This is a genomic window from Tepidibacter sp., assembly GCF_025210165.1.
Taxonomy (GTDB): domain Bacteria; phylum Bacillota; class Clostridia; order Peptostreptococcales; family Peptostreptococcaceae; genus Tepidibacter_A.
This window is the reverse complement of record NZ_JAOASI010000029.1, coordinates 1-14,366: the sequence shown is the minus strand read 5'-3', so window position 1 is coordinate 14,366 and position 14,366 is coordinate 1. Positions and strand designations below refer to the sequence as shown.

12 protein-coding genes are annotated in these 14,366 nt (G+C 29.9%); all 12 read left to right on the top strand.

Annotated elements, in window-relative coordinates:
• Window positions 1-31: 31 nt before the first annotated feature.
• The 12 genes from N4A48_RS04235 to pnp all read left to right on the top strand — a co-directional run bounded on the left by N4A48_RS04235 (window position 32) and on the right by pnp (window position 14,342).
• The gene (locus N4A48_RS04235) at window positions 32-4,312 is read left to right on the top strand and encodes a PolC-type DNA polymerase III (protein ID WP_293664559.1); all 4,281 of its coding nucleotides are present in this window, start codon (window positions 32-34) and stop codon (window positions 4,310-4,312) included.
• Window positions 4,313-4,462: 150 nt separating this feature from the next.
• Window positions 4,463-4,924 carry a ribosome maturation factor RimP gene (gene rimP / locus N4A48_RS04230; RefSeq protein WP_293664558.1) on the top strand — a complete coding sequence of 154 codons (462 nt, stop codon included), beginning with the start codon at window positions 4,463-4,465 and terminating at the stop codon, window positions 4,922-4,924.
• A 15-nt stretch (window positions 4,925-4,939) separates the two neighbouring features.
• Window positions 4,940-5,983 carry a transcription termination factor NusA gene (gene nusA, locus N4A48_RS04225; RefSeq protein ID WP_293664557.1) on the top strand — a complete coding sequence of 348 codons (1,044 nt, stop codon included), beginning with the start codon at window positions 4,940-4,942 and terminating at the stop codon, window positions 5,981-5,983.
• 20 nt (window positions 5,984-6,003) lie between these two features.
• The gene (rnpM, locus tag N4A48_RS04220) at window positions 6,004-6,276 is read left to right on the top strand and encodes an RNase P modulator RnpM (RefSeq protein ID WP_293664556.1); all 273 of its coding nucleotides are present in this window, start codon (window positions 6,004-6,006) and stop codon (window positions 6,274-6,276) included.
• A complete protein-coding gene (locus N4A48_RS04215) occupies window positions 6,266-6,568 on the top strand; it encodes a L7Ae/L30e/S12e/Gadd45 family ribosomal protein (RefSeq protein WP_293664555.1) in 303 nt (100 codons plus the stop codon). The genes rnpM and N4A48_RS04215 overlap by 11 nt, the downstream gene beginning before the upstream one ends.
• A gap of 5 nt (window positions 6,569-6,573) precedes the next feature.
• Window positions 6,574-8,505, top strand: coding sequence for a translation initiation factor IF-2 (gene infB, locus N4A48_RS04210; RefSeq protein ID WP_293664554.1), 1,932 nt, complete (start codon window positions 6,574-6,576; stop codon window positions 8,503-8,505).
• Window positions 8,506-8,521: 16 nt separating this feature from the next.
• Entirely contained in the window at window positions 8,522-8,887 is a 366-nt protein-coding gene (gene rbfA, locus N4A48_RS04205) for a 30S ribosome-binding factor RbfA (RefSeq protein WP_293664553.1), read from the top strand.
• Window positions 8,880-9,830 carry a DHH family phosphoesterase gene (locus N4A48_RS04200; protein WP_293664552.1) on the top strand — a complete coding sequence of 317 codons (951 nt, stop codon included), beginning with the start codon at window positions 8,880-8,882 and terminating at the stop codon, window positions 9,828-9,830. Before rbfA ends, N4A48_RS04200 begins: the two co-directional genes overlap by 8 nt.
• 12 nt (window positions 9,831-9,842) lie before the next feature.
• Window positions 9,843-10,745 carry a tRNA pseudouridine(55) synthase TruB gene (truB, locus tag N4A48_RS04195; protein WP_293664551.1) on the top strand — a complete coding sequence of 301 codons (903 nt, stop codon included), beginning with the start codon at window positions 9,843-9,845 and terminating at the stop codon, window positions 10,743-10,745.
• Between the two features lie 15 nt (window positions 10,746-10,760).
• The gene (locus tag N4A48_RS04190; RefSeq protein ID WP_293664550.1) at window positions 10,761-11,675 is read left to right on the top strand and encodes a bifunctional riboflavin kinase/FAD synthetase; all 915 of its coding nucleotides are present in this window, start codon (window positions 10,761-10,763) and stop codon (window positions 11,673-11,675) included.
• Window positions 11,676-11,803: 128 nt separating this feature from the next.
• Window positions 11,804-12,070 (top strand): 30S ribosomal protein S15, encoded by a 267-nt coding sequence (gene rpsO / locus N4A48_RS04185; RefSeq protein ID WP_293664549.1) that lies wholly within the window; start codon window positions 11,804-11,806, stop codon window positions 12,068-12,070.
• A gap of 151 nt (window positions 12,071-12,221) precedes the next feature.
• Entirely contained in the window at window positions 12,222-14,342 is a 2,121-nt protein-coding gene (pnp, locus tag N4A48_RS04180; protein WP_293664548.1) for a polyribonucleotide nucleotidyltransferase, read from the top strand.
• Window positions 14,343-14,366 lie beyond the last annotated feature (24 nt).

Below are 14,366 nucleotides of genomic sequence, written 5' to 3'. Positions count from 1 at the left end.
TAAAAAAGATTAAAACTGTCTAGGAGGAGTTATGGATAGTATAAAAAAATATCTAGAGAAAATAGGAGTATATAAAAACTTAGATAAGAAATATGAACACATTTTATTGAAAAATATAGTTTATTTTAAAGAAGATAAGATTGTATATTTTTATTTAGAATCAAAAAAAATACTCAGAATATCTGAACTTAGAGATATAGAAGATAAGATAAAGAATGAACTTACCTTTTTTAATGATGTGAAATTCAAAATTAGATATACGGATATTGAAGATGATGTAAATACTGTTATAAATAAATACTGGAATAATATAGAGTTTATAATGAAGTCTATGGTGCCATCTATAACATCTAATGAAAAAATTAAATGGAAATATATAGATAAATGCTTAGCTATAAAGATAGAAAATGAAATAATACATAAAATATTAGAGTCAAAGATGGCTGCGTATTCTATAAAAACTATGATAAATGAGGAATTAGGCTTTGATTTAAGTGTTAAATTTGATCTTAAGAACAAATCTAATATGAATTTAAGAGAATATATAACTAAAAAAGATGAAGAGACAGATAATATACTGTCGAATAGGATTATATCAAGTCCAAAACCTGAAACAATTGAAACTAAAAGTAGTAACGATAGGTACGAAAAAGAGGAAACAGACCTTATATATGGCAAAGGGATTAATGATTCTATTGAAATTATTAAAAATGTAACTCCAGAGACGGGAAGAGTATGTATAAAAGGAGAAGTATTTGATGTTGAAAATAGAGAGTTAAAGGGAGGTAGAACTCTATTAACTATTTCTATAACAGATTATACAAGCTCTATAAAATGTAAATTATTTTTAAGAGAAAATAATAAAGATGGTGTAGTAGATAATATAAGTAAAGGGTCCTATTTAAAAATTAGAGGGAATGCTTTGTTTGATAATTATTCTCAGGAATTGATTGTGAATATTTCAGATATACAAAAGTCAAAGAAAAAAGAAAAACGTGATAGAAGTGATAAGAAAAGGGTTGAATTACACTTGCATTCTCAAATGTCTGCAATGGATGCAGTAACATCAGTATCAAAGGTAATTCAAAGAGCTGCAAAATGGGGACATAAAGCTATAGCCATTACTGATCATGGTATAGTTCAAGCTTTTCCAGAAGCGATGGATGCATCTAAAAAGCATGGTGTTAAGGCTATTTATGGTGTAGAAGGATATTTAGTAGATGATACTAAGCCTGTTATAAAAAATCCTAATAAATTACCTTTAAGTCAAACTTTTGTAGTGTTTGATCTTGAAACAACAGGTTTTTCAAATAAAAATGATAAGATAACAGAAATTGGTGCTGTTAAAATAGAAAATTATGAGATTATAGATAGATTTAGTGTCTTAGTAAATCCTGAGAAGCCAATACCACATAAAGTTCAAGAACTTACGGGTATAACTAATGACATGGTTAAGAATGAGAGAATAATTGAGCAAGTATTGCCTGATTTTCTAGATTTTATAAAAGATAGTGTGCTAGTTGCTCATAATGCTGAGTTTGATATAGGTTTTATAAGAGAAAATTGCAAAAGAATGTCTTTAGATTTTAATAATATATATGTTGACACTATAAATCTTGCTAAAGAATTACTTTTAAATATCAAGAGGTACAAGCTAAACACCGTGGCTAAGGCACTTAAAGTTTCTCTTGAAAATCATCATAGAGCAGTAGATGATGCTGAAGCTACTGCAAATATATTTATAAAATTTCTAGATATGTTAAAAGAAAAAGGTGCTACTCATTTGCATCAAGTTAACGAATTATTCAAAGTTGCTGATTTTAAGAAAATAAGAAGTAACCATATAACTATATTGGTTAAAAATTATACAGGTCTTAAAAATTTATATAAGCTAATATCAAAATCACATATAGAATATTTTTATAAAACTCCTAGAATACCAAAGAGTGTCTTGAAAGAATATAGAGAAGGACTTTTAATAGGATCTGCATGTGAAAATGGAGAGGTATATCAAAGTATACTTAAAAATAAAGAAGAATATGAAATAGAGGAAATACTAGAACTATATGACTATCTAGAAATAATGCCACTCGATAATAATAAGTTCATGATAGAAAAAGAAATTGTTAAAGATTATGATGAACTTAAAGATATAAATAGAAAAATTATAGAACTTGGTAAAAAATATGATAAATTAGTTGTGGCAACAGGAGATGTTCATTTCATAGATCCGCATGATGAAGTATATAGGAAAATACTAAAGCATTCTCAAGGATTTAAAAGTGCTAATGAGGAAGTTCCTCTTTACTTTAGAACAACAGACAATATGTTGGATGAATTTAGCTATCTAGGGGATGGATTAGCTAAAGAAGTGGTTATAACTAATACAAATAAAATAGCAGATTTAATAGAAGAAATAAAACCTATACCAGATGAAACGTGTACTCCTGTTATAGAAGGGTCAGAGGAAGATCTTAGAGAAATGTGTTACAAAAAGGCTCACGGTATGTATGGCGAAAAACTTCCCGAGGTTGTTGAAAAACGACTAGAAAGAGAGCTAAATTCTATAATAAGTAATGGATATGCAGTCTTATATATAATATCACAAAAACTTGTTACAAAATCTTTACAAGATGGATATTTAGTTGGATCAAGAGGTTCGGTTGGTTCGTCATTTGTAGCTACAATGAGTGATATAACAGAGGTTAATCCTTTACCGGCTCATTATAGATGTGAAAAATGTTTAGGATCTGAATTTTTTGAAACTGGGAGTTATACATCGGGAGCTGATTTACCTGATAAAGAGTGTCCTATTTGCAAAATACCTTATATAAAAGATGGACATGATATACCTTTTGAAGTTTTTTTAGGTTTTGAGGGAGATAAAGAACCTGATATTGACCTTAACTTTGCTGGAGAATATCAGCCAAATGCACATAAGTATACAGAAATACTATTTGGGGAAGGATATGTATATAGAGCTGGAACAATAGGAACAATAGCTGATAAAACAGCTTATGGATTTGCAAAGAAGTATATTGAAGAAAATGAGATAAAAACTACATCAGCTGAAATAAATAGATTATCTAAAGGATGTACTGGGATTAAAAGGACATCTGGTCAGCATCCTGGTGGCGTAATGGTTGTACCTCATTATAAAGAAATATATGATTTTTCACCTATTCAATATCCAGCTAATGATTCTACATCAGGAGTTATAACGACACATTTTGACTATCACTCAATAAGTGGAAGAATTCTAAAGCTTGATATACTAGGGCACGACGTTCCTACTATAATAAGAATGATAGAGGATATAACAGGAATTAATGCTACTAAAATACCTCTTGATGATCAAAAGACAATGTCTATATTTACATCTACAGAGGCTTTAGGAGTTACTAGTGAAGAAATTAATTGTACTATAGGCAGTCTTGGTATACCTGAATTTGGAACTAAATTTGTAAGACAGATGCTTACAGATACTCAGCCTACAACCTTTGGAGAACTTGTAAGAATATCTGGATTATCACATGGGACAGATGTTTGGCTTAATAATGCTCAGGACTTAGTTAGAGATGGGGTTGTTACACTAAAAGATGTTATATCAACAAGAGATGATATAATGAACTACCTTATATTTAAAGGTTTAAAGCCAAAGCTTTCATTTAAGATAATGGAGAAGGTTAGAAAAGGTAAAGGATTAACCTCAGAAGACGAAGAAGAGATGAAGAATAATGAGGTACCCCAATGGTATATAGATTCGTGCAATAAGATTAAATATATGTTTCCAAAAGCACATGCGGTAGCTTATGTTATGATGTCATTTAGAATAGCGTATTGCAAGGTTTATTATCCACATTCCTTTTATGCTACTTACTTTACTACTAAAGCAGAAGATTTCGATGCAGATTTAGTTATAAGAGGTAAGGATGAGGTTATTTATAAAATAAAAGAAATAGAAAGTTTAGGTAATAATGTAACTGCCAAGGAAAAAGGCATGTTAACAGTGCTTGAGGTTGTTGTAGAAATGTTTGCAAGAAATATAGAAATTTCAAGAGTAGATCTTTACAAATCAGATGCTAAAAAGTTTAAAATCATAGATGAAAAATTATTACCACCTCTAATAGCTCTTCAAGGAGTTGGAGCTAATGCTGCTATTAATATAGCTAAAGAAAGAGAAAAGGAAGAATTTCTTTCTATAGAGGATTTGAGAAAAAGAACTAAGATTTCAAAAACTGTAGTTGAAACATTAAAAGGTCATGGGTGTATTAAAGATCTTGATGAAACCAATCAGCTCTCTCTTTTGTGATAAGTTGCACAAAAAAACATTATATGGTATACTGTTATAGAAAAATATATATACTATTAAAATATAGAGTGGGGATGATGCCCACTCTTTCTTTTATACTATAGCAAGAAATAGGAAATATTAAAAACTAAATAAAGGAGGTATACATATATGAAAAGAAGCGTTGAAAGTACAATAGAAGAAATAGTCTTACCAATAGTTGAAAAAAATAACTTTGAATTAATAGATGTAGAGTACGTTAAAGAAGCGGGACATTATTATTTAAGAGTGTATATAGATAAAGAAGGCGGAATTGGATTAAATGACTGCAAAATGGTAAGTGAAGAACTGAGCGAGTTATTAGATGAAAAAGATCCAATAAAAGAAAACTATTTTTTAGAAGTTTCATCACCAGGAATTGATAGACCATTAAAAAAGGACAAAGACTTTGATAGATATAAAGGTAGAGATGTTGAACTAAAACTTTACAAAGCTATAAATGGTCAAAAACAATTTGAAGGAAAGCTTGAAGGGTTATTTGAAGGAATAATAAAGATAAAAACAGATAAAGATGAAATATTAGAATTCAATAAAAAAGAAGTATCTATAATCAGATTGTCTGTAAAATTTTAACAAGGAGGAGAAATAATGAATTTAGAATTCATAGAAGCTTTAGAGCAATTAGAAAAAGAAAAAGGTGTTTCTAAGGAGATACTAATAGACACTATTGAAGCAGCACTTGTTTCGGCATATAAAAGAAATTTTGGTTCTTGCCAAAATGTTAGAACAGAAATAGATAGGGATAATGGTGACGTTAAAGTTTACTCTCAAAAAAGAGTAGTAGAATCTGATGATGTATATGACGATTTTTTAGAAATATCAATAGATGAGGCTAGAGAGTTTAATAAAAATTATGAATTAGAGGATATGGTTGAATTTGAAGTTACGCCTAAAAACTTTGGAAGAATTGCGGCTCAAACAGCTAAACAGGTTGTTGTTCAAAGAATTAGAGAGGCTGAAAGAGACGTTATATATGAAGAATTTATAAATAGAGAAACTGAAATAGTTACAGGAATAGTAGCTAGAGTAAGCAAAGGCTTGGTATATATTTCACTTGGAAAGATAGAGGGAGTATTAAATCAAACTGAACAGATACCAGGTGAAATGTATGAAGTTGGTCAAAGAATAAAATCATATATACTAGAAGTTAAAAAGACAACAAAGGGTCCTCAAATACTTTTATCTAGAAGTCATCCAGGACTTATTAAAAGGTTATTTGAATTAGAAGTACCTGAAATATATGATGGAGTTGTTCAAATAAAATCAATATCAAGAGAAGCCGGATCTAGAACTAAAATGGCAGTTCATTCTATAGATGAGAATGTAGATTCAATAGGAGCTTGTGTTGGTGCTAAAGGATCTAGAGTAAAGAATATAGTAGATGAGTTAAAGGAAGAAAAAATAGACATAATAAAATACAGTGAAAACCCTGCTGAATTTATATCTAGTGCACTAAGCCCATCAAAAGTAATTTCTGTTGAATTAGATGAGCAGGAAAAGAGTGCAAAGGTTGTAGTTCCAGATTATCAATTATCGCTAGCTATAGGGAAAGAAGGACAAAATGCTAGACTTGCAGCAAAACTTACTAACTGGAAAATAGATATAAAAAGTGAAAGTCAAGCTAATAATTAATAAAAGAGGAGGCGATATTCTTGAGTAAAAAGAAAATACCTCAGCGTAAATGTATAAGTTGTCAGGATAGAAATTCTAAAAAAGCCTTGATGAGAATAGTAAAAAATAAAGATGGAGAAATATTTGTAGACAATACAGGTAAAGCTAATGGTAGAGGTGCTTATATTTGTGCTAGTAAAGAATGCTTAGAAAAGGCTATAAAAACTAGGGCATTAAATAGAGCCTTTAAATTAGAAATACCAAAAGAAGTATATGATAATTTATCGGAGGAAATAGAAAAATATGAACAATAAAATTCTTTCGTTATTAGGAATTGTCTTAAAAAGTGGGAACTTAGTTTCTGGAGATGATACTACATTATCTGATCTTAAAAAAGGGAAAATAAAATTAATTATAATAGCAAATGACGCATCGGAAAATACGAAAAAGCTTTTTAAAGATAAATCTGAATATAGAGATGTACCTTATATAGTAGCTTTTACTAAGGAAGAATTAGGAAGAAGTATAGGAAAAAGTAGTAGAGCAGTAATAGGCATAAAAAGTGAGCAATTTGCAATGAAAATAAAAGAAATTAGTAGGGGGTGAAGCTTTTGTCAAAGACAAGAGTTTATCAAATAGCACAAGAATTAGGAATGTCAACTAAGGAAATTATGGAAAAATTAGAATCGCTAGATATAAATGTAGCAAATCATATGAGTACCTTAACTGATGAAGAAGCAGAATTAATAATGGAACTTTCAAGTGAAGAAGCTGTAAGTAGTGAAGACAGTAATATGGATGAAATTAAAATAGGAGATAAAATAACAGTTCAAGATTTATCAAAATTAATAGAGAAAAGCCCTACAGAAGTTATAACTAAACTTATAAAATTAGGAATAATGGCAAGCATAAATCAAGAGGTGGATTTTGACACAGCAGAATGTATAGCTATGGATTATGGATTTAAAGCTATATTAGATGCTGATGAAGAAGATGAAGATGAAATAGTAATAGAAGAAGATAGACCAGAAGATTTAAAGCCAAGACCGCCTATTGTAACAGTTATGGGACATGTTGACCACGGTAAAACTTCATTACTTGATGCAATTAGAAACACTAGAGTAACAGATAAAGAAGCTGGAGGAATAACTCAACATATAGGAGCTTATGAAGTAGAAGTTGATGGTAAGAAAATAGTATTCTTAGATACTCCTGGTCATGAAGCCTTTACATCTATGAGAGCAAGAGGGGCTCAGGTTACAGATGTAGCTATACTTGTAGTTGCGGCAGATGATGGTATAATGCCTCAAACAATAGAAGCTATAAATCATGCAAAAGCAGCAGAGGTACCTATAATAATAGCTATAAATAAAATAGATAAGGTTGGAGCAAACCAAGATAGAGTAAAGCAAGAATTGACTGAGCATGGACTTTTAGTTGAAGACTGGGGAGGAGATATAATATCTGTTCCAGTTTCAGCTCTTAAAAATGAAAATATAGATACATTATTAGAAATGGTTTTATTAGTTTCTGAAATGGAAGAATTAAAAGCTAATCCTAATAGAAAAGCAGTAGGAACTGTTGTAGAAGCTCAACTTGATAAAGGAAGAGGTCCGGTAGCTACTGTGCTTGTTAAAAATGGAACACTAAAAGTTGGAGATGCAGTTGTAGTTGGTTGTGCACATGGTAAAGTAAGAGCAATGGTAAATGATTTAGGTAGAAGAGTAAAACAAGCATCACCATCTATACCAGTTGAAATACTTGGCCTTTCTGAAGTTCCACAAGCAGGAGATCAATTTGTTGTAGTTGCAAATGATAAGACGGCTAGAACTATAGCAGAAAAGAGAAAAGATAAAGCTAGGGCAAAACAAATGAAGTCTAGTCAAAAGGTATCACTAGATGATTTATTTAAACAAATGGAACAAGGTGATGTTAAAGAGCTTAATATAATAATAAAGGCAGATGTTCAAGGTTCAGTTCAAGCTGTAAAACAGTCTTTAGAAAAATTAAGTAATGAAGAGGTAACTGTAAGAGCTATTCACGGTGCTGTTGGAGCAATAACTGAATCTGATGTAATGCTTGCTAGTGCTTCTAATGCTATAATAATAGGATTTAATGTAAGACCAGTTGGAGCTGCATCTGATGTAGCTGAAAAAGAAAAAGTTGATTTAAGAACATATAGAGTAATATACAAAGCTATAGAAGATATACAAGATGCAATGAAGGGCATGCTTGATCCTGAGTTTGTAGAGGAAGAATTAGGAAAAGCAGAAGTTAGAGCTACATTTAAAGTGTCTGGAGTTGGAACTATAGCTGGTGCATATGTGACTCAAGGAAAATTAGCAAGAAATGCTCAAGTAAGACTAGTAAGAGATGGAATAGTTGTGCATGAGGGTGAACTTAGTTCTTTAAAGAGATTTAAAGATGACGCTAAAGAAGTAGCTAAAGGTTATGAATGTGGATTTGCATTAAATAACTTTAATGATTTAAAAGAAGGCGATGTAATAGAAGCCTTTATAATGAAGGAAAAAGAAAATAGATAGAAGGGTTGTAGATACTATGGCATCATATTCTAGAACAAGAAGAATAGGAGAAGAAATAAAAAAGGTTGTAAGTAGATTACTTTTAGAAGATCTAAAAGATCCTAGAATATCTTCTCTAGTAAGTATTACAGATGTTAATGTAACTTCTGATTTAAAGTATGCTTATATATATATTAGTGTACTTACAGGAGATAAAGATGAAACCCTAAAAGGACTAAAAAGTGCAAGTGGATTTGTTAGAAAAGAGATAGGAAAACAAGTTAAACTAAGATATACTCCTGAAATAATATTTAGACTTGATGATTCAATTGAAAAAGGAGTATACATGTCTAGTTTAATCAAAGATGTAAATTCAAAAAAAGAAGATGATATAAATGAATAATATAATAAATACTATAATGGGAAGTAATAATTTTATTATTACTTCCCATTATAGTCCAGATGGAGATAATTTAGGGTCATCAATAGGGTTATATTATGCACTTAAAAGTATGAATAAAGAAGCTGTATTTTTATTAGATGATAATCTTCCAGCTAATTTATCTTTTTTATACAAAGACATTAAGATATACAAATCAGAAGAAATAGATACTAAAGACTATATACTTATATCACTTGATTGTGGTGATAAGAACAGACTTTGCTGTAATGATACTATAAAAAACAAAGCAAGTGTAACAATAAATATAGACCATCATGCAAGTAATGATTTGTATGCAGATTTAAACTATGTAGATGATAAAGCTTCATCTACATGCGAAGTTGTATATGAAATGCTTATGAAAATAGATAAAAATATTATAGACAAAAAAATAGCTAATTGTCTTTATACTGGTCTTATAACTGATACAGGAAATTTTATGTATTCAAATACTAATCCTAGTAGTTTTGAAATGGCAGGTAACTTGCTAACAATAGGAATAGACAAACAAGATATAATACAAAGTATATATCAAAATAATCCTGTAAACTATGTTAAAATACTAGGAGAATCTTTAAATACATTAGAGGTTATAAAAGATAAAATAGCAACTATAGAACTTACTACTCAAATGTTTAAAAACAATAATATAACATTTAATGATGTAGATGGATTTGTAAATTATGCCAGAGATATAAGTGGAGTAGAAGTTGGGATTTTATTTAAGCAAAAGAGATTTAATCAAATCAAAATAAGTTTAAGGTCAAAATCATATGTTAATGTAAGTGAGATAGCAAAAGTGTTTGGAGGAGGAGGCCACGTAAGGGCTTCTGGATGCACAATAAATGATTCTTTAGAGAATGCTAAAAAGATGATTATAAAAGAAGTTATAAAGCATATTTAAGAGAGTGATAATATGAATGGAATACTTAATATACTAAAGCCTACAGGTATGACATCGCATGATGTTGTATCAAGGGTTAGAAGAATTGCAAATATGAAAAAGGTAGGACATACAGGTACATTAGATCCAAATGCATCTGGTGTTTTACCTATATGTCTTGGGAAGGCTACAAAAATAGCTGAGCTTATACTAAATAAGGAAAAAACTTATATAGGAGAGTTAACACTTGGTATACAAACAGACACGTATGATTCTTTTGGAAAAGTTATACAAAAAAAAGATCCAACTCATATAACAGAAGAAGATATATACAGTGTATTTGAAAAGTTTAAGGGCGAGATAACTCAAACACCGCCTATATATTCGGCTATAAAGGTTAATGGTAAAAGGTTATATGAACTGGCAAGAAGTGGACAGACTGATGTTGAAATTAAATCAAGAAAAGTATTAGTAAAAGATATAAAAATAAAAAGCATAGATAATCAAAAAGTGTTATTTGAAGCAACAGTGTCTAAAGGAACATATATTAGAAGTCTTTGTAAGGATATAGGAGATGAACTTGGAGTTGGTGCTCATATGTCTTTTTTACTTAGAACTAAATCTGGGAATTTTGATATAAAAAATACATATACACTAGAAGAACTTGAACAAGCATCTAAAGAATCTAAATTACAATACTATATATTAGGAATAGACTATCCTCTTGTAAATTACAGGAGGATAGATGTAAAGCAAAGTGCATACAAGGCATTTTCTAATGGAAATACTATATATCAAAAAGGTCTAATAATTAATCATAAATATAATGATGAAGAACTTGTGAAAGTATATATAGATGATAAGTTTTGTGCAATTGGAAAAATAAAAATACAAGATAATAATATGTTGTTAAAAAGCCATAAATTATTTATTTAATTATTGGAGCTGAGTATGATGAAAATAATAACAGATTTAAAAAATGTAAAAATAAAACAGGATACTGTTGTAACTATTGGAAATTTCGATGGAGTACATAAAGGACATCAAAAAATAATAAAAGATACTATATTAATAGCTAAAAATAAAAAAATGAAAAGTGTACTTTTTACATTTACTAATCATCCTGTTAATTTTTTTGAAAAAAATAAACTTAAAAACATAATTACTAAAGAAGAAAAATATGAAATTATAAACAAAATGGGAATAGATATAATAGTTTCTGTACCTTTTAATGAATATATAATAAATTTAAATCCACAAGAATACATACAAGAGATTCTTGTGGATAAATTACATGCAAAGCAAGTCGTTATAGGTCATGATTTTAGATTTGGTCAAAATCGAGGTGGAAATGCTAGGTTCCTAGAAAATATAGGAAAAACTTATGGTTTTGATGTGAAAATTATGAATCCTATTTGTTTAAAAAATACAAGAATAAGCAGTACTTACATAAGAAATTTAATACAAACTGGTGATGTGCATAAAGTTAAACAGGTTTTGGGAAGAGATTATGAAATTAAAGGAATTGTGGTACATGGTAAAAAAATAGGTAGAGATTTAGGATTTCCAACTATTAATTTAAAGTATGATTCAAATATATTAGTTCCTAAGACTGGAGTGTATCATACAAAGGTGAATATAGATGGTAAAATATATGATGGTGCAACTAATGTAGGATATAGTCCAACCGTTAAACAAAACGAGTTTACAGTTGAAACACATATACTTGAATATAGTGGAAACTTATATAAAAAAGAAGTATATATTAATTTTACAAGAAGAATTAGAGATGAAATAAAGTTTGATACAATACAGGATTTAAAAAAACAAATGAATATGGATATAAAAAATATAATTTCTTATTGATTACAAAAATTAGTTTACTTATAAAGCGACTTATGTTACAATGATTAATGTCAAAACCATTGCTCGGCATTTGATTCACCGACGAATGCTTAGCAATAGGTGATAAAAAATATGGAGGTGTTTTTAATATGTTACAAGGAACTAAGAAACAAGAAATAATCGAAACTTACAAAACTCATGAGGGAGATACTGGTTCTCCAGAAGTTCAAATAGCATTACTTACTACTAGAATAAATGAGTTAAATGATCACTTAAAAATGCACAAGAAGGACCACCACTCAAGAAGAGGTCTTTTAAAGATGGTTGGAACTAGAAGACGTTTACTTAAGTACTTAAAAGGAAAAGATTTAGACAGATATAAGACTTTAATCGGAAAATTAGGATTAAGAAAATAATAAAGGGCAGGGTTTACCTGCTCTTTTTAAGTACATAATAAATTATAATTTATTTATAATAGGGAATGATAGATATATGGCATATTTTAAATAAAATTGTTTACTAAAATTAAAATTTGTAGTATCTTTTACGTATGAGAGGAGGCAAATTATGTATAAAAATTTCGAAATGGATTTAGCAGGAAGAAAACTTTCTGTGGAGATAGGCAAAGTATGTGAAATGTCAAATGGAAGTTGTATGATCAAGTATGGTGATAGTGTTGTACTTGTAAATGCATGTGCATCTTCTCAACCAAGAGAGGGAATCGATTTTTTCCCACTTAGCGTTGATTATGAGGAAAGACTTTACTCGGTAGGTAAAATACCTGGAGGATTTATAAAAAGAGAAGGAAGACCATCAGAAAAGGCCATTTTAACATCTAGATTAATAGATAGACCTATTAGACCTTTATTTCCAAAGGGATACAGAAATGATGTACAAGTTGTAACAACTGTAATGTCTACAGACCCTAATTGTCCAACTGATATAGTGGCAATGATTGGTTCATCTGTTGCTCTTTCGATATCAGATATACCATTTAATGGGCCAACTGGATCTATATGCATAGGATTAATAGATGGTGAGTTTGTGGTTAATCCTACTGTAGAGCAAAAAAAAGAAAGCCAATTAAATCTAGTGGTATCTGGAACTAAAGATGCTATTATGATGGTTGAAGCAGGATCTAATGAAGTAAGCGAAGATTTAATGCTAGATGCTATTATGTTTGCTCACGAGCAGATAAAAGAGATAGTTGCATTTATTGAAAAAATAGTAGAAGAGGTCGGCAAAGAAAAGCAAGATGTTATTTTATATAAACCAGATGAGCTTGTTGAAGCAGCTGTTAGAGAATATGCTTGTGAAAATATGAGACAAGCTATAAAAACAGTTGAAAAGCTTGAAAGAGCTGAAAATATGGCAAAAGTTAAAGAAGATACTTTGTCTCATTTTGAAGAAATGTATCCAGAGAATATTAAAGATGTGGATGCTGTTTTACATAGTATCATAAAAGAGTTAGTAAGAGATATGATTGTAAATGAAAAAATAAGACCTGATAATAGAAAATCAGATGAAATAAGAGCTATATGGTCAGAGGCTGGAGTTCTTCCAAGAACTCATGGTTCAGGACTTTTCACAAGAGGACAAACACAAGTTTTAACTGTAGCAACTCTTGGAGCATTAGGTGATGTACAAATAATAGATGGACTTGAAGATGAAGAAGATAAAAGATATATGCATCATTATAATTTCCCTGCTTATAGTGTAGGAGAAACAAGACCATTAAGAGGTCCTGGAAGAAGAGAGATAGGACATGGAGCACTTGCAGAAAGAGCATTAGAACCTATGATTCCAAGTAAAGAAGAGTTCCCATATACAATAAGATTAGTATCAGAAGTGTTAAGCTCTAATGGATCTACATCTCAAGCAAGTGTTTGTGGTAGTACATTATCATTACTTGATGCAGGAGTTCCTATAAAAGACATGGTAGCAGGTATAGCAATGGGTCTTATAAAAGAAAATGAAAACATAGCAATTCTATCTGATATACAAGGGATGGAAGATTTTTTAGGAGATATGGACTTTAAAGTAGCAGGTACTCCAAATGGAATAACAGCTATACAAATGGATATAAAAATAGCTGGTATAGATAAAGAGATACTAAAAACTGCACTTGCACAAGCTAAAGAAGGTAGAATCCATATATTAAATGAAATGAAAAAGACAATAGATACTCATAGAGAAGAGATGTCTGAATATGCTCCTAGAATAGTAAAATTAACAATACACCCAGATAAGGTTAGAGATGTTATAGGACCTGGTGGAAAGACTATAACTAATATAATAGAAGAAACAGGAGTTAAAATAGATATAGAAAAAGATGGAGAAGTATTTATAATGTCTCCAGATAAAGAATTAGGACAAAGAGCAAAAGATATGATATTAACTATTGTTAAAGAAGTTGAAGAAGGGGAAATATATGAAGGGAAAGTGACTAGAATAATGAATTTTGGTGCTTTTGTAGAAATATTACCTAAAAAAGAAGGTTTAATTCATATATCTAATATAGCTCATGAAAGAGTAGAAAAAGTTGAAGATGTTCTAAAAATAGGGGATATAGTAAAAGTTAAAGTAACTGAAATAGATAAGCAAGGAAGAATAAATCTTTCAAGAAAAGCATTGATTGAAAAGCCTGTAAAGAAAGAAACTGAAAAGAAAGATACAGAAGAAAAATAAGCACTTTATAAAGTGCTTATTTTT

Excerpts from the sequence above, each read along its gene's own strand:
- N4A48_RS04235 (WP_293664559.1), top strand. The coding sequence starts at position 32 with ATGGATAGTATAAAAAAATATCTAGAGAAAATAGGAGTATATAAAAAC.
- rimP (WP_293664558.1), top strand. The coding sequence starts at position 4,463 with ATGAAAAGAAGCGTTGAAAGTACAATAGAAGAAATAGTCTTACCAATA.
- nusA (WP_293664557.1), top strand. The coding sequence starts at position 4,940 with ATGAATTTAGAATTCATAGAAGCTTTAGAGCAATTAGAAAAAGAAAAA.
- N4A48_RS04215 (WP_293664555.1), top strand. The coding sequence starts at position 6,266 with ATGAACAATAAAATTCTTTCGTTATTAGGAATTGTCTTAAAAAGTGGG.
- rbfA (WP_293664553.1), top strand. The coding sequence starts at position 8,522 with ATGGCATCATATTCTAGAACAAGAAGAATAGGAGAAGAAATAAAAAAG.
- N4A48_RS04200 (WP_293664552.1), top strand. The coding sequence starts at position 8,880 with ATGAATAATATAATAAATACTATAATGGGAAGTAATAATTTTATTATT.
- truB (WP_293664551.1), top strand. The coding sequence starts at position 9,843 with ATGAATGGAATACTTAATATACTAAAGCCTACAGGTATGACATCGCAT.
- N4A48_RS04190 (WP_293664550.1), top strand. The coding sequence starts at position 10,761 with ATGATGAAAATAATAACAGATTTAAAAAATGTAAAAATAAAACAGGAT.
- rpsO (WP_293664549.1), top strand. The coding sequence starts at position 11,804 with ATGTTACAAGGAACTAAGAAACAAGAAATAATCGAAACTTACAAAACT.
- pnp (WP_293664548.1), top strand. The coding sequence starts at position 12,222 with ATGTATAAAAATTTCGAAATGGATTTAGCAGGAAGAAAACTTTCTGTG.